General features: G+C 37.0%; 21 protein-coding genes and 1 riboswitch. Of the genes, 1 reads left to right on the top strand and 20 read right to left on the bottom strand.

Annotated elements, in window-relative coordinates:
* Positions 1–12: 12 nt before the first annotated feature.
* The 10 genes from LC095_RS00230 to LC095_RS00185 form a co-directional block, all read right to left on the bottom strand.
* Positions 13–597 carry an XTP/dITP diphosphatase gene (locus LC095_RS00230; protein WP_226526293.1) on the bottom strand — a complete coding sequence of 195 codons (585 nt, stop codon included), beginning with the start codon at positions 595–597 and terminating at the stop codon, positions 13–15.
* On the bottom strand, positions 594–1,361 hold the full coding sequence (gene rph, locus LC095_RS00225) for a ribonuclease PH (RefSeq protein WP_226526292.1): 768 nt from the start codon (positions 1,359–1,361) through the stop codon (positions 594–596). The genes LC095_RS00230 and rph overlap by 4 nt, the downstream gene beginning before the upstream one ends.
* 104 nt (positions 1,362–1,465) lie before the next feature.
* Complete coding sequence (locus LC095_RS00220; RefSeq protein ID WP_226526291.1) at positions 1,466–2,524, bottom strand: GerMN domain-containing protein; 1,059 nt, start codon at positions 2,522–2,524, stop codon at positions 1,466–1,468.
* Between the two features lie 148 nt (positions 2,525–2,672).
* The gene (racE, locus tag LC095_RS00215) at positions 2,673–3,482 is read right to left on the bottom strand and encodes a glutamate racemase (protein ID WP_226526290.1); all 810 of its coding nucleotides are present in this window, start codon (positions 3,480–3,482) and stop codon (positions 2,673–2,675) included.
* 15 nt (positions 3,483–3,497) lie between these two features.
* On the bottom strand, positions 3,498–3,938 hold the full coding sequence (locus tag LC095_RS00210; RefSeq protein WP_078433505.1) for a MarR family winged helix-turn-helix transcriptional regulator: 441 nt from the start codon (positions 3,936–3,938) through the stop codon (positions 3,498–3,500).
* A gap of 175 nt (positions 3,939–4,113) precedes the next feature.
* Positions 4,114–4,338, bottom strand: a complete 225-nt coding sequence (gene gerE / locus LC095_RS00205; protein WP_003184172.1) for a spore germination transcription factor GerE — start codon at positions 4,336–4,338, stop codon at positions 4,114–4,116.
* Between the two features lie 147 nt (positions 4,339–4,485).
* The gene (locus LC095_RS00200; protein ID WP_226526289.1) at positions 4,486–4,938 is read right to left on the bottom strand and encodes an acyl-CoA thioesterase; all 453 of its coding nucleotides are present in this window, start codon (positions 4,936–4,938) and stop codon (positions 4,486–4,488) included.
* Between the two features lie 217 nt (positions 4,939–5,155).
* On the bottom strand, positions 5,156–5,917 hold the full coding sequence (gene sdhB, locus LC095_RS00195) for a succinate dehydrogenase iron-sulfur subunit (RefSeq protein WP_026561708.1): 762 nt from the start codon (positions 5,915–5,917) through the stop codon (positions 5,156–5,158).
* Positions 5,918–7,681 carry a succinate dehydrogenase flavoprotein subunit gene (gene sdhA, locus LC095_RS00190; protein ID WP_226526288.1) on the bottom strand — a complete coding sequence of 588 codons (1,764 nt, stop codon included), beginning with the start codon at positions 7,679–7,681 and terminating at the stop codon, positions 5,918–5,920.
* A gap of 32 nt (positions 7,682–7,713) precedes the next feature.
* Complete coding sequence (locus LC095_RS00185) at positions 7,714–8,322, bottom strand: succinate dehydrogenase cytochrome b558 subunit (protein WP_026561706.1); 609 nt, start codon at positions 8,320–8,322, stop codon at positions 7,714–7,716.
* Positions 8,323–8,818: 496 nt separating this feature from the next.
* Here LC095_RS00185 and LC095_RS00180 point away from each other — a divergent pair, with 496 nt between their 5' ends.
* Complete coding sequence (locus LC095_RS00180; RefSeq protein ID WP_226526718.1) at positions 8,819–9,250, top strand: YslB family protein; 432 nt, start codon at positions 8,819–8,821, stop codon at positions 9,248–9,250.
* A 36-nt stretch (positions 9,251–9,286) separates the two neighbouring features.
* On the opposite strand, the gene LC095_RS00175 is transcribed toward LC095_RS00180, so the two are convergent.
* From LC095_RS00175 to LC095_RS00130, 10 genes are all read right to left on the bottom strand, one after another.
* On the bottom strand, positions 9,287–10,516 hold the full coding sequence (locus LC095_RS00175) for an aspartate kinase (RefSeq protein ID WP_226526287.1): 1,230 nt from the start codon (positions 10,514–10,516) through the stop codon (positions 9,287–9,289).
* 163 nt (positions 10,517–10,679) lie between these two features.
* Positions 10,680–10,862: riboswitch (Lysine riboswitch) on the bottom strand.
* Between the two features lie 70 nt (positions 10,863–10,932).
* A complete protein-coding gene (uvrC, locus tag LC095_RS00170) occupies positions 10,933–12,711 on the bottom strand; it encodes an excinuclease ABC subunit UvrC (protein WP_226526286.1) in 1,779 nt (592 codons plus the stop codon).
* Positions 12,712–12,892: 181 nt separating this feature from the next.
* Positions 12,893–13,207 carry a thioredoxin gene (gene trxA, locus LC095_RS00165; protein WP_026561701.1) on the bottom strand — a complete coding sequence of 105 codons (315 nt, stop codon included), beginning with the start codon at positions 13,205–13,207 and terminating at the stop codon, positions 12,893–12,895.
* A 176-nt stretch (positions 13,208–13,383) separates the two neighbouring features.
* A complete protein-coding gene (locus LC095_RS00160) occupies positions 13,384–14,361 on the bottom strand; it encodes an electron transfer flavoprotein subunit alpha/FixB family protein (protein WP_226526285.1) in 978 nt (325 codons plus the stop codon).
* A 50-nt stretch (positions 14,362–14,411) separates the two neighbouring features.
* Positions 14,412–15,185 (bottom strand): electron transfer flavoprotein subunit beta/FixA family protein, encoded by a 774-nt coding sequence (locus LC095_RS00155; protein ID WP_226526284.1) that lies wholly within the window; start codon positions 15,183–15,185, stop codon positions 14,412–14,414.
* Positions 15,186–15,227: 42 nt separating this feature from the next.
* Positions 15,228–16,004: an enoyl-CoA hydratase gene (locus tag LC095_RS00150; RefSeq protein WP_226526283.1), complete on the bottom strand. Its 777-nt coding sequence runs from the start codon at positions 16,002–16,004 to the stop codon at positions 15,228–15,230.
* Between the two features lie 103 nt (positions 16,005–16,107).
* Entirely contained in the window at positions 16,108–16,695 is a 588-nt protein-coding gene (locus LC095_RS00145) for a TetR/AcrR family transcriptional regulator (RefSeq protein ID WP_226526717.1), read from the bottom strand.
* Positions 16,696–16,848: 153 nt separating this feature from the next.
* Positions 16,849–18,531 (bottom strand): AMP-binding protein, encoded by a 1,683-nt coding sequence (locus LC095_RS00140; RefSeq protein WP_226526282.1) that lies wholly within the window; start codon positions 18,529–18,531, stop codon positions 16,849–16,851.
* Between the two features lie 292 nt (positions 18,532–18,823).
* Positions 18,824–19,228 (bottom strand): DUF350 domain-containing protein, encoded by a 405-nt coding sequence (locus tag LC095_RS00135; protein ID WP_226526281.1) that lies wholly within the window; start codon positions 19,226–19,228, stop codon positions 18,824–18,826.
* A gap of 14 nt (positions 19,229–19,242) precedes the next feature.
* Complete coding sequence (locus LC095_RS00130) at positions 19,243–21,603, bottom strand: endonuclease MutS2 (RefSeq protein ID WP_226526280.1); 2,361 nt, start codon at positions 21,601–21,603, stop codon at positions 19,243–19,245.
* Between the last annotated feature and the right edge of the window lie 47 nt (positions 21,604–21,650).

Raw genomic sequence — 21,650 nt, 5'->3', positions numbered from 1 at the left:
TCCGTTTTTAATTCATCTCATTAATTCTTTTATTTTTCTTAACGCATCTGCCCGATGACTAATCTTGTTTTTTTCTTCTTTTGTTAATTCAGCCATTGTTTTACCTGTGATATCTGTACAAAAAATCGGATCATAGCCAAATCCACCTTGACCTTTTCTTTCCTTCGCAATATATCCCTCACATGTTCCAACAACTGTTTTAGTTTTTAGCCCTGGTACTGATAAGGCTAATGCACAGACAAATCTTGCCGTTCGCTGATTCATCTCTACGTTCTCAAGCTTTTTGAGGACAGCATCTATGTTTGCTTGATCATCCTTCTCAGGACCTGCATATCTTGCAGAGTAGACTCCCGGCTCACCATTTAAGTAATCGATTTCTAATCCGGAATCATCGGCAATGGTTATTAGCTGATATTGCTTAGAAATAGCCTCAGCTTTTAGGATACTATTTTCTTCAAATGTCTGACCAGTTTCTTCAACATCAATTGAATCTGGAAAATCCAATAATGATTGAACATGATATCCAAGTGGAGCAAGCATAGCTTGAAATTCTTTAACTTTGCCTTGGTTTTTTGTTGCAATGATTATATTTTTCACTTTGACATAACCTGCTTCTTCTCATTTTCTTCGATAAGCAATGAAATGTCTCCCAGTACTTCCTTCTGATGTTCAATAAGTGATTTGATTCCTTTTTCAGCTAGATCTAACATGCTGTTTAATTCATTTCGAGTGAATGTTGCTTCCTCCCCGGTTCCTTGAACCTCAACAAGTTGACCTGAAGATGTCATAATTATATTCATATCTACTAATGCATTTGAGTCTTCTATGTAGTTAAGGTCTAAAATTTCACCAACTTGAGAATCTACTCCCACGGACACCGCTGCAAGAAAACCTGTAATTGGCAGTGATTTGATTTTCCCCGCTTTTACAAGTTTTTCTAGTGCGATAACCATTGCCACATATGCACCTGTTATTGAAGCTGTTCTTGTTCCACCATCTGCCTGAATCACATCACAGTCAACCCAAATCGTTCTCTCTCCAAGCTCATTTAAATTTACAACTGCTCTTAGTGATCTTCCGATTAAACGTTGGATCTCCATTGTACGACCCGTAATCTTCCCTTTTGAAGACTCTCTTATCGTCCGTTGTTCTGTCGCTCTTGGTAACATCGAATACTCGGCCGTAATCCAGCCCTTCCCTTCACCTCTCATAAACGGTGGTACACGATCTTCGACACTTGCATTACAAATTACCTTTGTATTCCCAACAGTGATTAATACAGAACCTTCAGGATGAATGACAAAGTCCTTTATAATGTCAACATTCCTTAATTGATCTGCTCTACGTTCATCATGTCTCATTTTTCTTTCCCTCCAATGAAACTTTTGTAAACAAGAAATAAGAGGTAGCCTTGTTAAAAGCATACCTCTCTATACCCTTTATATAGTATATCAAAAACATATGATTAAAAACTACCCGTATTCACTTTGGCCGGTCTAGTTACAGGTTCTGTTAGTTTTTCCCCATTTTCATTAATTAACTCTGCCTTTCCATTAACAGTCACGGCCACACTCTCAATACCTTCTTGTTCGGTTAATGTTAAGACTAAAGTATTTAATACGTCAGAAGAAATAATCTTTTGTTCTTCATCAAAGCTGCCGAAGATGGATTCATTAAAATCAAGTGTCACTTTTCCATCTTCATATTTCGGAGCACTTAGCAATTCTACACTGTCTTGGAAATCACTCATTAATCCTAATGAAGGAGATGGACCTTCGGTTAGTTCATTCACAGCAGAGACAATTGGATCTGTCTCTTCATTGCTTATACGCTTTGTTACAGGAACATAATACGGTTGACCATCTGACTCCGCCATATAGTATACAGTTAATGGCTTAGTATTTGTTATATCTACAACATCAGTCGAGTCGTGATTAATACCATCTTCTCTACTTACGCCATCCTGAATTGGTGTACTGTTAACAGGCATTTCTTTCTGTTCATGTCCGTTCACCCAAATTTTTACTTTTTCTACATTATCAAATTGTGTTAACGTCCATGTAATAGCTTGAAGGATTTTAGCTTCATCTTCTTTTTTGTAGTTATTAAATTCTTTAGAAAAATCTGCTACAGCAGTCCCATCTTTTATATTCACACCGAGAACTTGCGTATCAGCCGGTAATACCGCTTTGAATCCATTAGGAAGCATATTAGATACCGGCCCTCCCTCTACCAAATATTCTAGTGATTGCTTGGCAACACTATCAGTTTTGGGAAGGTTCATTGAATAAGGAACAACAAAACCACTCTTATCAATTAAATAAAGTTGACTTGTAATCGTTTCCTCAGCTTGATCAGATTTTGCATTTTCAGTTTCTACTTTGGCCCCTTCTTCTGTAATCGTAACATCTTGTGGTGGATCAATTTCTTTTGTTGCTTCTTCCGCATTGAACAATCCACAACCAGATAGGAGCAATGATGAGGCAAGTACAGTAACTGCAATCTGTTTGTTGTATTTAGACATTTCAATCCCTCCAAAGGCAGTTTGTACTACTATGTATACGAGCTATTCTCTATTTTAGACCGACTTTTTGTACAAACTTATTATTTACTTTTGGTGAGAAAAAATAAAAAACACAGTTTCATATTCGCACTGTGTTTTTCGATTCTTTTCAATTCATATTATCTAACGTAATGGACTCAACATGTTGAATCGGATGCTCAAACCATTTTGAAGCTATTTTTTCAAACAACTGCTTTGGACCTGTTGTTAGAAATTTGTGCTGTTTTTCTCCTGATGATTGGTTAAGGGTTTTATTAAAGGATAAAATTGTACTTACCTCACGAGCCGTTTCATCCCCGGAACAAATTATTTTCACAGCTTGTCCCATAAACTCTTCAATTTGGTTTTGAAGAATAGGATAGTGTGTACAACCTAAAATTAATGTATCAATTTTACTGCCCTTAAAAGGTGCCAGAGACTCCTCCACGATCGCTTTTGCTTCTTCCCCTTCATATTCCCCGCTTTCTACTAACGGGACAAATTTCGGACAAGCTAAACTTTCAATAGTAAGGCAATTATTTAATGTTTTAAGTGCTGTTTCATAAGCAGAGCTTTTAATTGTGTTAAACGTGCCAATAACGCCAATAAAATCATTCTTTGTAACCTTTACAGCTGTTCTGGCCCCAGGGAAGACAACGCCAACAACCGGGATATCTACAGTATCTTGAATTTCCTGCAGAGCAATGGCTGTTGCTGTATTACATGCGATAACAAGCATTTTAATATGATGATTTTCAAGTAAGTATTTTGTCATTTCCCATGTGAACTTCCGGACTTCTTCAGCCGGACGTGGTCCATAGGGACAGCGTGCTGTATCACCTAAGTAGATGATTTCTTCTTTTGGTAATTGTCTCATGATTTCCTTTGCAACAGTAAGTCCGCCTACTCCGGAATCGATGACACCAATCGGTCTTTTCAATTCATCGCCTCATTCTTAACTCATTTCTTGTTGTAGTTTAATCAATGATTTCTCTAGAGCATGCAATTCATCTTGATCGAAGTTAATAATCATATCATTCAGATAATGTTGCCTTTTTTGTATGACTTCTTCAATTATCCGTTCACCCTCATCTAACAAGTGAATTCTCACCACTCTTCGATCTTGGGGGTCTTTTACTCTTATCACAAGCTTATTTTTCTCCATACGGTCAATTAAGTCTGTTGTGGTACTGCATGCTAAAAACATTTTAGTAGAAAGTTCTCCAATTGTTAAGTCACCATTTTCCCACAACCATTGTAAGGCAACAAACTGTGGAGGTGTTATATGATAATCATTTAAAATGTCCCGACCCTTTTGTTTAATAATTCCTGATATATGACGAAGCGCCTTTTCAAGATCAGCTACTGTTTTCTTTCGATCATTTGCTTGATTTATGCTGCTCAATCTTTCACCCTCGCTTATATTATTCTTGTATGCATCATTTTTTGTGCACCTTTATATCAATTTTATTTTCCATGTTTTTTTCTTAAATTGCAAGTTAGAGATTTTTCTAGAAAAATAAGACAAAATAATAACCGGCTTCCTTGTTAAAAAGGAGAGCCGGTATTGGTTAGAGCTCGAGTTCACCCATTCGAAGGAGCTCAACAACCGCTTGAGAGCGTCCCTTAACACCAAGCTTTTGCATCGCATTTGAGATATGATTTCGAACCGTTTTTTCACTAATAAAGAGCTCACTAGCAATCTCTTTCGTTGTTTTGTCTTGCACTAACAATTCGAATACTTCTCTCTCTCTTTTCGTGAGTAGTGGCTTTGATTGAAACTCTTTCTCTTTCAAGTATTGTAACCCTCCTTGCTAAGGTGAGAGCTGGTCTAACGGATGGGTATATATTTAGTCAACATATACTATGTGAAACCGCGAAGCACTGTGACACAATTCATACGGAAAAGATGATTGACTACGTCCATTTTATGTAGTCATGTTCTATGCACCTCTTAGCATTTCTTTTTCTCTCTTTGTCCATGGAACACTTTTACCCGTATGCTTGTTTATTTGTACAATTGCTCCTCTGCCTGCAAAAAGACTCTCTCCCAGTTCGTTTATTCCTAAATAATGTAGATCAACGGATGATGTTCCAATTCGGTTAATTTTTACATTTAACGTGATCTTTTCATCAAAATAGGTTTGATGTAAGTATTCACATTGGAGATCTGCTACAACAGGAATAGTTTCTCCATTGGGATCTAACCATTTTTGCATCAATCCATTGTTTTTAAAAAATTCTATCCTTACTTCTTCAAAGTATGTAAAAGGAGCCGTATTGTTCATATGTCCAAACATATCTGTTTCAGAAAATCTAATTTTTATTTGATGGGAGAAGGAAAAACTTTTTTTATACTCGTCATTTAAATTTTCAATAAATGAAACTTTTTTCATTTTAGTCATCCTTTCAATTGGAAATTACTAGTGATTGTTGCTATGTAAAAAAGTGCTTGTGTGGTTGATTAACGCTCCAGGATGCTCGCTAATTACCCTAATCAGATTTGTTAAAAGAAACTTTTTTAAACATTATTAATTGAGAAAAGCATTTGAAAAGGTGCTTTTACAAAAAAGAGACTAACTATTAGATAGTCAGTCTCTTACAATCAATTTCTTATACTTGGTCACTACCGAAGAAATTACGGAAGGATTGGATTGCTGTATCTCTGTTTAGAGCTGCAATTGATGTTGTTAAAGGAATACCCTTTGGACAAGATTGAACACAGTTTTGAGAGTTACCACAGTTCGCTAAACCACCATCTCCCATAATCGCCTCAAGTCGCTCAGAACGATTCATTTCACCAGTCGGGTGTGCATTAAATAGTCGCACTTGTGATAATGGAGCAGGTCCAATAAAGTTAGATTTACTATTAACGTTAGGGCAAGCTTCCAAGCATACACCACAAGTCATACATTTCGATAACTCATAAGCCCATTGACGCTTTTTCTCCGGCATACGTGGTCCAGGCCCTAAATCATACGTCCCATCAACAGGGATCCATGCTTTAACTTTCTTTAATGAGTCAAACATACGTTTTCGATCAACTTGCAAATCTCGAACCACAGGGAATGTACGCATCGGCTCAAGACGAATCGGTTGTTCAAGCTGGTCAACTAATGCTGTACAAGATTGACGAGGCTTACCATTAATCACCATTGAACATGCACCACATACTTCCTCTAAACAGTTCATATCCCAGTTGATTGGTGTTGATTGCTTTCCATCAGCATTTACAGGATTTCGTCTGATTTCCATTAAAGCCGAAATAACATTCATGTTAGGACGATATGGTATTTCAAATTTTTCCTGATAAGGGGCTGCTTCAGGTGATTCTTGTCGCGTAATAATAAATTGAACTACTTTATTCTCGCTCATTTAGTTCTCCCCCTTTTTGCTTTTTGAATAGTCACGTTTTCTAGGTTTGATTAATGAAACATCAACATCATCATAGTGGAATTCAGGTGCAGTACGGTCACCTGAATATTTTGCCATCGTTGTTTTTAAGAATTCCTCATCATTACGATCAGGGAATTCAGGCTTATAATGCGCTCCGCGACTTTCATTACGGTTATAGGCACCAAGTGTCACAACACGAGATAATTGAAGCATATTTTTTAATTGACGTGTGAATGCCGCCCCTTGGTTACTCCACTTAGCAGTGTCATTAATATTAATGTTATCAAATCTTTCGATAAGCTCTTGAATCTTTTCATCTGTTTTTAAAAGTTTATCATTATGCCTAACTACCGTAACGTTATCTGTCATCCATTCACCTAATTCCTTATGAAGGATATAAGCATTTTCGTTACCATCTAAGCTCATAATATTGTTCCACTTATCTTCTTCCTGCTTAACGTGTGTATCAAACAGAGTAGAAGATAGATCATCTGCACTCTTTTCTAAGCCATTAATATATTTAACAGCGTTAGGTCCGGCAACCATTCCACCGTAAATAGCCGATAAAAGTGAATTAGCGCCTAAACGGTTTGCTCCATGCATAGAATAATCACATTCACCTGCAGCAAACAGACCTGGAATATTTGTCATTTGATCATAATCAACCCACAGTCCACCCATTGAATAATGAACAGCCGGGAAAATTTTCATTGGAACTTTACGCGGATCGTCACCCATGAATTTTTCATAGATTTCAATAATACCGCCAAGTTTAATATCAAGTTCCTTAGGATCTTTATGAGATAAATCTAGGTACACCATGTTTTCACCGTTAATACCAAGCTTTTGCTCAACACAAACATCAAAAATTTCACGTGTTGCAATATCACGAGGAACAAGGTTGCCATACGCAGGATATTTCTCTTCAAGGAAATACCACGGTTTTCCATCTTTATATGTCCAAACTCGTCCACCTTCTCCACGAGCCGATTCACTCATTAAACGCAGTTTATCGTCTCCCGGAATGGCGGTTGGATGGATTTGAATGAACTCACCATTCGCATAATAAACACCCTGTTGATAGACAATAGATGCAGCCGACCCTGTATTGATAACTGAGTTAGTAGATTTACCAAAAATGATTCCTGGACCGCCAGTAGCCATAATTACAGCATCTGAGCGGAATGATTCAATTTGCATCGAAGTAAGGTTTTGTGCTGTAATCCCTCGGCAAACTTGATCATCATCAATTACCGCACCTAAAAATTCCCATCCTTCGTACTTTGTTACAAGACCAGCAACCTCATAACGTCTTACCTGCTCATCTAATGCATAAAGCAATTGTTGGCCAGTAGTAGCACCAGCAAATGCTGTCCGGTGATGTTGTGTACCGCCAAATCTTCTAAAGTCCAACAATCCTTCAGGCGTTCTGTTAAACATTACACCCATTCGGTCTAATAAGTGAATGATGGCAGGTGCCGCCTCTGTCATTGCTTTAACAGGTGGTTGGTTCGCTAAAAAATCTCCACCATAAACTGTATCATCAAAGTGTTCCCACGGTGAATCTCCCTCACCTTTTGTATTAACTGCTCCATTAATTCCACCTTGTGCACACACTGAGTGTGACCGTTTAACGGGAACTAATGAAAAAAGATCTACTTGAACGCCGGCTTCAGCAGCTTTAATTGTAGCCATTAAACCTGCTAATCCGCCCCCAACAACGATGATTTTATTCTTACTCATAAAGCCCACTCCCTTTAATAGCTATTACTGGATTAGACGAAAGCAAATATTGCTCGAACACCTACATATGAAAGCGCCAAAAAGATTGCAAGCGTAACATATGTTGAAATGACTTGTGAGCGGGGAGTAACGGTAATCCCCCAACTTACTGCGAAAGACCATAAACCGTTAGCAAAGTGGAATACTGTTGAAATAACACCCACTAAATAGAAGACAAGCATAAATGGACTACTTAAAATCGAAGCCATCATATCATAATTCACTTCTGCTCCAAGTGCAGCAGCAATCCTTGTTTCCCAAACATGCCAAGCGATAAAGATAAACGTTATAATCCCTGTAACACGCTGCAGCATAAACAACCAATTTCGAAGATAGCCGTAATTACTTACATTGTTTTTTGCTGTAAATGCAATATAAACTCCGTAAATAGCATGGTATAAAATTGGAAGGAAAATGATGACGATCTCTAACACATACCTAAATGGCAACATCTCCATAAAATGTGCAGCTTTGTTAAAAGCCTCTGCACCTCTTGTGGCAAAATGATTGACAATAAGATGTTGAATCAAAAAGATTCCTACCGGAATGACTCCTAGTAATGAGTGCAGTCTACGATTAATAAACTCTCGGTTTCCAGCCATAAAAACTTACCCCCTAGTATCAATAATGCGCTCACTTTTGTAATAAACTCTTATTCTTACCTAATTAATCCTTTCCTAATAAAATTTACTATTCTACATAATGGTCAACTATTAAGATCAGTAAAAATTACTAGTATGAAGCTGACAGTCTATGAAATTATCTGTCTGATTAATCGAGATAATTGTAACAAGTACATTTTACTCCCTTAAAGAAAGAGCGTCAAGAAAACGCGTTCATAAATTAAAATTTTTCGACAACTGTTTTCCTTCACATTTTATTTTATCAATATACATTAAATTTTGATAACCAACTTTCGTAGCTTATTTTTAAAAATTAAGGAAAATGTATAGAACATTTGAACGATTGTTTCAAAATTTTGCTTAATATTACATGTGTTTAACGGTTGTGTTGATATATAATATTAATGAGAAAGAGGGGAATACCGTGAACAAACAATCAGCTTTATTAAATACCGATGAATTAGAACATATCCAAATGCCCGCTTTTGGATTCGAATTATTACGGGAAGTGTTAATTCCAGACTTGCTCGGTCAAGACTTCCCTCAGATGCTTTATTGGGCAGGAAAAGGCTTGGCAAGAAAATACCCAGTCACTTCACTTGATGAACTAGCCAATTTTTTTGCAGCAGCCGGTTGGGGAGACCTGGTTTTACTTCATAAGAAGAAAAATGAAATGGAATTTGAATTAAGCGGAGAGCTTATTTCAAACCGTTTTAAAAAAGTAAATGAATGTACGTTTCAATTAGAAGCAGGTTTTATTGCGGAACAACTGCAAATGATGAACAATCAAATTACCGAAACATATGAGCAAGTGAAAAAACGTGCGAATAAAGTTGTGTTTACAGTAAAATGGGATCATAAAGATGTTCTGGAAGAAGTTACACTTGGAAAAAGAAGTAAAAGATAGTGATAAGGGGGAACATCTCCCTTATCACTTAAAATATTATACCCTTGCAGTTGTTTTTGATAATTCAAACGCTGTGTGTAGAATATCAACTGCCGATACCATGTGCTGCTGAGAGATGACAGTTGACACTTTTATTTCAGATGTACTTACCATCTTTACTTCTATATTTTCTTTAGCTAATACATCAAACATTTCTGCTGCAACTCCCGGATTTGAAACCATACCGGATCCAACAATTGAAACCTTCGCTAGACCACTTTCCGATTCGATTCGTTCAAATTGAAGCTCATTCTTATGTTGTTCTAAAACTTGCAGGGTATCCTCTAAATCACTTGTTTTAACTGAAAATGATATTGTTGTTTTGTTATCACTTGTTGTGTTCTGAATAATAATATCAACATTTACGTTATTTTTAGCTAATGTCGTAAAGATTGTGGACAATGTCGTTAATTCATTCGGTAATCCGATAACCGATACTCTCGTCACTTGATCTTCAAACGCAATTCCTCTAACAATTAAATTTTGTTCCATTTCTGCTTCCTCCTCGATCATTGTCCCACGTTCATTTTCCATACTTGATCTTACCTCTAAGGGAACATTATAATTCTTTGCGAATTCAACTGCCCGAGGGTGTAAAACCCCAGCTCCCAAATTGGCCAGCTCTAACATTTCGTCATAGGAAATTGCTTCTAATTTTCTGGCACCTTTTACAAAACGGGGGTCAGTTGTGTACACCCCTGTTACATCTGTATAGATATCGCACTTATCAGCACCCAAAGCTGCAGCAAGAGCAACTGCTGTAGTGTCAGATCCTCCTCTTCCTAAAGTGGTAATTTGGTTATCAATAGATAGACCCTGGAATCCTGCAACTACAACAATTTTCCCTTTTCCTAACTCACTTTTTAGCTGTTCGGTTTTAATATTGGTTATTCTGGCATTTCCATGTGTTGATTCTGTTTCAATGCCGGCCTGCCACCCTGTAAAAGAAATGGCATCATATCCCTTTTCAATTAACGCCATGGACAACAACGAAATGGTCACTTGTTCCCCTGTTGTTAAAAGCATATCCATTTCCCGCTTACTTGGCTTTGAAGTTAATTGTGCTGCAAGTCTTACTAACTCATCAGTAGATTTCCCCATTGCTGAAACAACAACTACTACATCATTTCCAGCTTCTTTTTCCTGAATTACTCGGTTGGCAACATTTAAAATTCTTTCAACAGAGCCAACAGAAGTACCGCCAAATTTTTGTACGATAATACCCAATGAAATCTCACCTTTCAGTTGTTTTTCTATGATCGTTTATTATCTGTTTTAATAAATGAGCAAGAATTGGATCTCGAGATGTTTTTCTTAATCATTGCAAAAATAAAAAAAGCAATGAGACAAAAACATCCCATTGCTAATTAAACGAAAAATTTCGTTTATACAATGAGATAGCTCTCCAAGAACATATCGTTTCTTGACAATTTTACATCTCTTAAATGTAAAACCAGCGATAAAAGCAAATGGTGCAATTATCACTTCGGCGAACATTCCTTTCACCTGTTGTCATCGGAATCCATTTTTCCTCAAACCGGCTACTCTTAATGGTCGCACCTCTACCATCATTTACAAACTAACGATCAATATCAAATTAATAAAATCTTATCAAACATTCCTTTAAAAGGCAAGAATCTTTCTTAGCTTTCTTTGTGAAGATGTTCTAATATATTGTTGGCAATGTTATCAGGCATACCTGCTCTTTTAAGATCATCGACACTAGCTTCCTTCATTTTTTTTACAGAACCAAAATGCTTTAGTAATGATTTTTTCCGTTGCTCACCAACTCCTGGTATATCATCCAATATGGATTGAAATGCATTTTTCCCCCGAAGTTGACGGTGAAAGGTAATCGCAAACCGATGCACTTCATCCTGAATTCTCTGAAGTAAATAAAATTCCTGACTGTTTCTTTCAAGTTGTATAAATTCAGGAGGTGATCCAATAATAAGTTCAGATGTTCGATGCTTATCATCTTTTACTAATCCTGCTACCGGGATATCTAGACCCAGCTCATTTTCCAGCACATCTTGAGCAGCGGATAAATGTCCTTTTCCTCCATCAATAATAATGAGATCTGGTAGTGGAAGTTGTTCTTTTAAGACACGGCTGTAGCGTCTCCTCACAACCTCACGCATCGAGTCATAGTCATCCGGACCTTTTACATCTTTAATTTTATATTTTCGGTAGTGTTTTTTGGCAGGCTTTCCATCTTCAAACACAACCATTGCAGAAACAGGATCTGTTCCTTGTATATTTGAATTATCAAATGCCTCTATACGATTCGGTGTATGAATTCCTAATTTATCACCAAGATTTTCAACAGCCTTAATAGTCCGTTCTTCATCTCTTTCAATTAATAGAAATTTTTCCTTCAAAGCGATCTTTGCATTCTTATGCGCTAATAAAATCAGATCCTTCTTTTTCCCACGTTTAGGTTGAAGAGTTGTCACATCTAATAGCTGTTCCACTAGGTCATATTCAATACTATCCGGTAAAAGAATTTCCTTCGGAAGAAAATGATTAGACTTAGAGTAGAATTGTCCTAAAAACGTGAGGAACTCTTCTTCAGGATTATCATAAATAGGAAACATTGACACATCACGCTCTATCAATTTTCCCTGTCGAATAAAGAAGACTTGAACACACATCCACCCTTTGTCATAAGCATAACCAAATACATCCCGATCAATAAAGTCATTTAATGTCATCTTCTGTTTTTCCATTGTGGCTTCGATATGAAGGATTTGATCTCTAAACTCCTTAGCTCTCTCAAACTCCAGCCCTTCAGCTGCTTTTGTCATCTTTATCGACAATTCCTCTTTAATACCCTTATAGCCTCCATTAAGAAATTTCGAAATTCCCTCCACCATTTGCCTATTCGTTTCTTCTGAAACATCATTTACACATGGTGCTAAACATTGGCCCATATGATAATAAAGACATACACGATCAGGTAGAGTCGAACATTTTCTTAACGGATATAAACGGTCTAATAGCTTTATTGTCTCTCGGGCAGACTGAACGTTTGGATAAGGTCCGAAGTACTTTCCTTTATCTTTTTTTACTTGTCTAGTTACTAAAAGACGCGGGTGACGTTCATTCGTAATCTTAATAAACGGATAGGTCTTATCATCTTTTAGCATGACATTATATTTTGGATCATATTTCTTAATTAAATTTAACTCGAGAATTAATGCCTCTAAATTTGAAGATGTAATAATATATTCAAAATCTGTGATCTCATTTACCAGTCTTAGTGTTTTCCCATCATGGGAACCGGTAAAATAAGAACGCACGCGATTTTTGAGCACTTTTGCCTTCCCGACATAAATGACTGTTCCTTGACGATCCTTCATAATATAACAGCCTGGTTGATCTGGAAGAAGTGCAAGCTTTTCTTTTGTATGATCTCTCATAGCCAGACACTCCCCTTTTCTTTTCGCTACGATTAGATAGGCAGTAATTCCCCATTTTAATCAAATAAATAAATTAAAATAGCGAATTACTGCCTATATGTTTATTTTATCATGTTCTATATATTTCGTCGTTGTAAATAATTACATTGAAAAAGGATTGACTGCTGTCAATCCTTTCGAATTAGATATGCTTGTTTAGAACCTCAGCAAGAGCTTCTTTTGGTTGATAACCAACAGCTTTATCAACAACTTCGCCATTTTTTAGAACCAATAAAGTTGGAATACTCATAACGCCAAATTTTCCAGCTGTTTCCTGGTTTTCATCTACATCAACTTTGACGATTTTTACTTTATCTCCCATATCTGAATCAAGTTCTTCTAGAACTGGAGCAATCATTTTACATGGTCCACACCAAGGTGCCCAAAAATCGACTAATACAACGCCTTCGTTCGTTTCACTTGAAAATGTTTGATCTGTTACATGTGCAATTGCCATTTGAAATTCCTCCTAATTAATAAGGGTAAAATATGTTTAAAGTATAGCATCCAGCTGCAAAGTTAGCTAATAATTTGCTTCTACCTTACTTTTCCCTATGTACAAGAAGAAAAACATGTTTTTTAATATGATGTAGCTAATTAGAAAAAGCACGCAATAACGTGCTTTAGTTCTACCTATGCATGAATTTGTAATTTCCTGAATTCCTCCGTTAATAATGGGACAACTTCGAAGAGGTCACCGACAATTCCATAATCAGCTACTTTGAAAATATTCGCTTCTGGATCTTTATTAATCGCGACAATAACCTTTGAATTTGACATACCTGCCAAATGCTGAATAGCTCCGGAAATACCACATGCAATATATAAATCAGGTGTGACAACTTTACCCGTTTGACCAATCTGCAGTGAATAGTCGCAATAATCTGCGTCACAAGCCCCACGTGATGCTCCTACCGCTCCCCCCAAAACATTGGCTAGTTCCTTCAATGGCTCAAAACCTTCTTCACTTTTTACACCGCGTCCTCCTGCGATGACTACTTTTGCCTCCGATAAATCCACACCTTCTGATGCTTTACGGACTACCTCTTTTACAATTGTTCTAAGATCTTTTATTTCAACAGAAAGAGAAGAAGTCTCACCAGTTTTTGTTTCATCTTTTTTTAGTGGATTTATATTATTCGGGCGGATCGTAGCAAAAATTAGTCCATCAGTCACTATTTTCTTTTCGAATGCTTTTCCAGAATAAATAGGACGAGTAAAGACAATATTACCTCCTGCAATTTCAATAGCTGTTGCATCAGAAATTAATCCGGAATTTAACTTGGCAGCAATCTTTGGTGATAAATCCTTCCCTAAAGAGGTATGGCCAAAAACAATCCCTTCCGGCTTCTCTTCTTCAATGACCGATAAGAGTGCCTGTGAATAGCCGTCCGATGTATAGTGTAGCAATTTTTCATTTTCTACAGTCACGACTCGATCAGCACCATAGTGGAATAGCTCTGAAGTTAAGGAAGTTACATTTTCTCCTACTAAAACTGCGACAACTTCTCCACCTTCTGAAATCGTTTTTCCGGCAGCAATGGCTTCAAACGATACATTTCTTAACTGTTTATCACGAACCTCACCTAAAACGAGCACTTTTCTTGACATCTTTTTTCCCCCTGTTTCCGAATTTGACATTTTCCCTCTCCCCAAAACGTCTAGATGACTTTTGCCTCATTTCTAAGTAAAGATACCAGTTCTTTTACTTGATCTTCTACTTCACCCTCTAATACCTTTCCTGCTTCTTTTTTAGGTGGTAAATAGATTTCAATTGTCTTTGTTTTTGGTTCTACGTCATTGTCCGCTAAATCCAAATCATCGATTTCCAACTCTTCCAGCGGTTTTTTCTTTGCTTTCATAATTCCTGGTAATGATGGATAGCGAGGTTCGTTTAATCCCTGTTGAGCTGTTACCAGTAATGGTAAGGATGTTTCAATAACCTCAGAATCTCCTTCAACATCACGTACAACTGTTGCCTTGTTTCCATCAATATCGAGCTTTGTAATCGTTGTGACATAAGCGATATCAAGTAATTCGGCTAATCGTGGTCCTACTTGACCAGATCCTCCATCAATAGCCACATTTCCCCCTAAAATTAAATCTACATCTTTTCCCTTAAAATACTCAGCTAAAATTCTTGATGTTGTGTATTGGTCACCGTCTTCCACTTCATCTTCTGTATTAATCAATACTGCCTTGTCACACCCCATAGCTAAAGCAGTTCTTAATTCTTTTTCAGATTCTTCCCCTCCAATTGTGATAACGGTTACTTCCCCTCCATTTTTATCACGTAATTGGATTGCTTCTTCAATTGCGTATTCATCATAAGGGTTGATAATATATTCCGCACCATCTTCGCTAATTGCACCATTATTTATGGTGATTTTTTCTTCTGTATCGAAGGTTCTTTTCATCATGACAAAAATATTCATTTTCCCATCCCCCATTGTAAATAACATAGTTTCCCTTTTGTTTTAGTTGCCTTTGAAATTTGGCTTTCTTTTTTCAATAAAAGCTGAAATGCCTTCTCTTGCATCACCACTTTTAAAAAGTTCTCCAAAAAGTTTCGCCTCGAGATCCATTCCTTCCTGATAGGTTAATGTTTTATGTGAATGTAATAACGATATGACTGCCCTTACAGAACCTGGACTTTTTGCAGCAAATTTCTGTGCTAAACCTTTCGCTTCCGCTAACAGTTTTTCCTTAGGATAGGCATGACTGGCAAGGCCCAGTTTCACTGCCTCTTGACCTGAAATCGGTTCACTTGTAAGCATCATTTCTAAGGCACGGCCAGTACCAATATATTTCGGTAAACGTTGAGTTCCTCCAAAACCAGGTATAATACCAAGTTGAAGCTCAGGAAGACCAAGTTTTGCATCTTCAGCTACTAAACGCAGGTGACAAGACATTGCTAACTCAAGTCCCCCGCCTAACGCAGCTCCATGAATAGCTGCAATAATTGGGATTGGAAATTTTTCGATTCGTTCAAATAATTGTTGCCCTGATTCAGCAAGTTGAGAAAACACTCCATCACTTTTAGCAAATTCAACAAATTCTTTTATGTCTGCACCTGCCGAGAAGAATCTGCCTTCCCCGTGAAGAATGACAGCTCGAATTTCATTGTCTTCAAGAATATGGTCCAGCATAGTAGAAATATCTTTCAATACATTTGATGATAATGCATTTGCAGGTTCGTGATTAATAGATACAACTGCAACTCTGTTCTCTTTTTTTATTTGTAAATACTTCATTTTTTTCCTCCCTGCTTCATCATACATACTTAAAATGTATTTCATTTACAAACGAAAAATAACTTATATGAAGAGAATGACGATCGTGCTATTTCACTAGCTATTAATCTTTAGTTGATAGGGCGTTAACAAATAAGTCATGTACTTTCTTTGTTTGATCTGTTAACCTATATTTCTGATCATTCATAACCCATGTTGTGACAGTTTCATCAATTGTGCCGAAGATCATTTGTCTGGCCAGCCTAACATCAAGTTCTTCTCTGAATTCGCCATTCTCTTTTCCATCACTAATAATCTTATCCACTACATTTAAGTATCCCTTTAGCACTTCATTTATTCGAAGGCGTAAATCCTTATTTGATTGCCTTAATTCTAACTGTGTTACAATTGCTAGGTGATGATCTTCCGATAATAAGGTAAAATGCTTATCAATTAACGAATATAGTTTATCTGCTGCATTCGTTTTGCTTTTTATCTCTTCTTCAATTTTTTCAATAAAAACACCCATTTTTTCTTGAAAGAGTGATACAAGAATATCTTCTTTATTCTTAAAATATAAGTAGATTGTCCCATCCGCTACTCCAGCCTGCTTGGCTATTTTTGAAACTTGTGCTTGGTGATAACCATTTTCTGCTATGACAATCACTGCTGCATCAATGATTTGTATATATTTTGGTTTCTTCTGTCTCAATGTAATGTTCGACTCCCTTTCGGTTAATGAATGAATCATCATTCATAAATTAATCATAAAATTTCCTTTCCTTTCTGTCAAGCCCTCATCTGTTTTTTTTCGGTGCTTGCTTTTTTTATAATTGGAGAGACAAAAGCCCCTCCAATTATACGATCAATTAGCGTTCTTTAATTTTTCCTCTTCAATTAATGCACGTCTTAGTATTTTCCCCACAGCTGTCTTAGGCAATTCATCTCTAAATTCATAAATATGCGGCACCTTATACGCCGCTAAATGTTTGCGGGCATATTCATTAAATTCCTCTGAAGTGGCCTGTTGATTTTCTTTTAATACAATATAGGCTTTTACTGTTTCACCTCTATATGGATCCGGAATTCCTGCAACAACTACTTCCTTTACTTTTTCATGCTCATAGAGGACTTCCTCGATTTCACGTGGATAAATATTAAATCCTCCGGCAATAATCATATCTTTTTTACGGTCTACAATATAGAAGTACCCTTCTTCATCCATGTATCCAATATCTCCGGTCAAAAGCCAATCATTTTTCAGCGCTTCTTCTGTTTCTTCTTTTTTATTCCAATACCCAAGCATAACCTGTGGCCCCCGTACTGCTATCTCACCAAGCTCATTCGGCTCAGCTATCCCTCCATGTTCATATGACAGGATCACAGCATCTGTACTTGGCCAAGGAACACCGACACTTCCCTTTTTTCTTTTCTCCCAAATGAAATTAGCATGTGTAACAGGGGATGCCTCAGATAACCCATAACCTTCTACAAGTTTACCACCTGTCACACGCTCAAACTTCTCTTGTATCTCAGCGGGTAATGGTGCAGAACCGCTTATACAGCATTCAATTGATGACAAATTGTATTTTTGAAGATCGGGATGATTTAATAAAGCAATATAAATCGTTGGTGCACCGGGAAATAACGTTGGCTTTAATTTATGAATCGTTTTTAATGTGTCGGTTGGATCAAATTTAGGTAACAGAATCATTTTATACCCTTGCATAACTGATAGATTCATTACTGTCGTCATCCCATACACATGGAAGAATGGAATAATGCCTAATATAGATTCTTTTCCTCGCTTTGATTTATACATCCACGCAGAACACATTTTTGTGTTCAGAGCAACATTGTCATGTGATAACATAACACCTTTAGGGAAACCAGTTGTTCCTCCAGTATATTGAAGTAATGCAATATCTTCGGACGGAATGTATTTATATTCCTCAACAGTTGGTTCAGCTAATTCCATGATTTTTTGGAACAAATGAGTATTGCCTTGATGTTCTACTTTCACAACCATTTGATTTTGCTTTTTTTGTACAAATGGATATAAAAGATTCTTAGGAAATGGTAAATAGTCTTTTATACTTGTTACAATGATATGATTCAACTTTGTTAACGCTTTCATTTTAGAGACTCTCGGATATAATAAATCAAGCGTTACGATAAAAGTGGACTCGCTATCATTTAATTGATACTCCAGCTCTCTTTCCATATATAACGGATTCGTTTGAACAACGATTCCGCCAGCTAATAAGACACCATAATAGGAAATCACAGCTTGAGGACAATTCGGCAGCATGATCGAAACCCTGTCACCCTTTTGTAAGCCTAGAGACTGTAGATAGTTAGCCATTTTTAAAGACTGTTGATAAAGGTCTGTATAGGTTAGTTCTTTACCTAGAAAATGGATGGCGGTTCGAGATGGAAATTCTAAAGCAGATTGTTCGAGATAATAGTACAACGGTTTTTCATCGCTTTTCATGGTATGAGGGATTTCTGCTGGGTAAAGATTTAACCAAGGTTTTTGACTTTCCATTTTTTTCTCCTCCTTTTGAGGGAAATATAAAATGACAGATTGGTTAGAAAGGAATAAAAGAGGACATACATACATGTTAAAACCGATAAACAAATCATTTTTTCACGCTTATAAAAGAGTATATCAGGTTTTTTTGTTTTCAGAAATATAAAATAATAAAAAAGGGCCAGATTTTATGAATCAGGCCCTTTACTTGTATTTAAAAGAAAGCTAAATAAATAACGCCAATCAACACAAACAACCCGCATAAACCAAACATCACTTTCGCCAACGTCTCCACTTTACACTCTCCTTATAAAGCCTCACCGATAACAAATGATAAACCAACTGAAATAACAAGGGAAATAAATCCAACAGCACGGTTGTCTCTTTGAATTTCATCATCAATTCTAAACTTTGGTGTCATAAATTCATAAATGAAATAGCCTAACAAAAGTAAAACAAATCCATACACCCCGGACCCTAACATTTCTAAAAGACTCTCGTGTTTCTGAATAGAAAATCGAAAAATATTAGCAATTCCAAAGATTTTCCCTCCTGTTGCCATCGCAACAGCTAAATTACCAGTTTGAATTTCTTCCCAATTTTTATACTTTGTAACAAGTTCAAAAATGGTTAAAAATAAAATAATACTTAGAACTACAACGCTATAGTAGGCAGCAATTTGAACCCAATCATTCTCCCAAAATGTACTCACGCTCTTCCCCCCCACTATTTTAGTTCCACAATTGTGACGCCTGTTCCGCCTTCACTCGCTTCCCCAAAGCGAGTACTTTTTACACTTCGATGATTTTTCAACAATTCTTTCACACCGGTTCGAAGTGCCCCTGTTCCTTTACCATGAATAATTGAAACCCTTGGATAGCCGGCTAAAACAGCATCATCCAAGTATTTCTCAACTCTTAGTAACGCATTTTCAAATCGTTCCCCACGTAAATCTAATTCTAATGAGACATGGTAATCCTTTCCTTTAACAGCAGCTAAAGGCTTTTCTTGCACCTGTTGCTTAGGTCTCTTAATATACTCAAGATCTTTTTCTTTTACTTTCATTTTTAAGATTCCCATTTGAACCTGCCACTCCTGATCATTTACCTTTTCAACCAAATGTCCCTTTTGATCAAAACTAATGACTTTTACTTCATCACCAGGCAGAAGTTCATGTTTAACAGGCTGTTTCTTTTCACCTTTTTTCGATTTTTCGAATACAGGCTGTGCCTCTTCAAGACGCTTTTTCGCATCGATCAACTCATGCTCTTTTACTTGAGCATGCTGTTCTTTTCGAAGCTTCCTTAAATCTCTTATAATGTTTTCCGCTTCCTGGTTTGCTTCTTCTAATTTTTCTGACGCCTTTCGTTCCGCTTTTTCAAAAAGGGCATCACGTTGTTCATTGAATTCAATGATCTGTCTTTGAAGCTCCTTATGAAGTTTTTCTGCTTCATGCCGGATTTTTTCTGATTCCATTAACTCAATTTCAGCCGTTTTTTTGCTGGATTCTAATGAAGCAATCATCGTGTCTACTTCATTGCTTTCATCACTCATTTGTGACCTTGCCTTTTGTATAACATTTTCCTGCAGGCCCAGTCGTTTTGAGATTTCAAACGCATTACTGCGGCCCGGGACACCTATTAAAAGTTTATATGTTGGGCTCAAAGTTGTGATATCAAATTCTACACTTGCATTAATGACTCCATTTCGGTTATATCCGTACGCTTTTAACTCCGGATAATGAGTTGTTGCAACCACTCTCGCTCCACGGCTGTACACTTCATCCAATATGGAGATAGCAAGCGCAGCCCCTTCTTGTGGATCTGTTCCGGCTCCAAGCTCATCAAATAACACAAGACTTTGGTCATCTACTTTATGAAGGATATCAACAATATTAACCATATGTGAAGAAAATGTACTTAAGCTTTGTTCAATCGATTGTTCGTCACCGATATCTGCATAAACTGCCTTGAAGACCGCAACCTCTGATCCGTCAAGTGCCGGAATGTGTAAACCTGATTGCGCCATTAATGTACATAATCCAAGTGTTTTAAGTGCAACGGTCTTACCACCGGTATTCGGTCCTGTAATAACTATGGTTGTAAAGTCTGTACCTAATTCAATATCATTCGGAACAACTTCACTTTCAGGTAAAAGCGGGTGTCTTGCTTTAAACAAGCGAATAACACCTTCTTGATTGACGATAGGCTTTATCCCTTTTATTTGTTTTGCATACTTCGCCTTTGTGAACATAAAATCCATATTGGCCAAGCATTCTACATTCTGCAGGAGATCATCACTATTTTCGGCTACTTCATTTGACAATTTTGCTAGAATACGGTCAATTTCTACTTTTTCCCTCACTTTTGCTTGTTGAAGGGTGTTATTTAGGTCAACCACGACTTGCGGTTCGATAAAAAGAGTTGCCCCTGAACTGGATTGGTCATGAACGATCCCACCGTATGATCCTCTATACTCCTGTTTTACAGGCAATACAAAACGGTCATTTCGAATCGTAATGATCGCATCAGAGAGCATTTTTGATGCATTTGAAGAACGAATCATTGATTCTAGTTTATCTCTTACTCTTGCCTCGGTTGTTCTAAGCTGCTGGCGAATGCCCTTTAATGTTTCACTTGCACTGTCCAATACATACCCATTATCATCTATACATTCGGAGATCCTTCTCTCCAAATCATGAATGACAACAATTTGCTCGGCAAAGATTGGCAAATGAGATAATTCAATTTCTTCCTCTATCATTTTTTCAATAAAACGTTTCATTTGCCTGCCAGCATATAATGTGCCTGCAACTTCAATAAGCTCAACTGAACTGAGCATTCCGCCGATTTTTGCTCGCTTGACTGTTGCTCTAATGTCAACAAGTCCACCCAATGGGATATTCCCTTTTAATCGGAGTACTTTTGCCGCCTCATCTGTTTGCTCCTGAGAAACAGCCACTTCTTGGTACTCACTAGAAGGTACAAGCGCTTTTACTTTTTCTTTGCCAAGTGTTGATGAAGCATGCTTAATAAGCTGCTCTTTCACTTTTTCATATTCAAGTACATGCAAAACTTTCTGTTGCAATTCGGTCTACCTCCTAATAATTACACAGACCTTCAATATTCCATCAT

This window comes from Metabacillus niabensis (genome assembly GCF_020524345.1).
In the GTDB taxonomy this organism is placed as follows: Bacteria; Bacillota; Bacilli; order Bacillales; family Bacillaceae; genus Metabacillus; species Metabacillus niabensis_B.
Note: the sequence above shows the minus strand (reverse complement) of the source record. Positions and strands in the feature narration are given on the sequence as shown.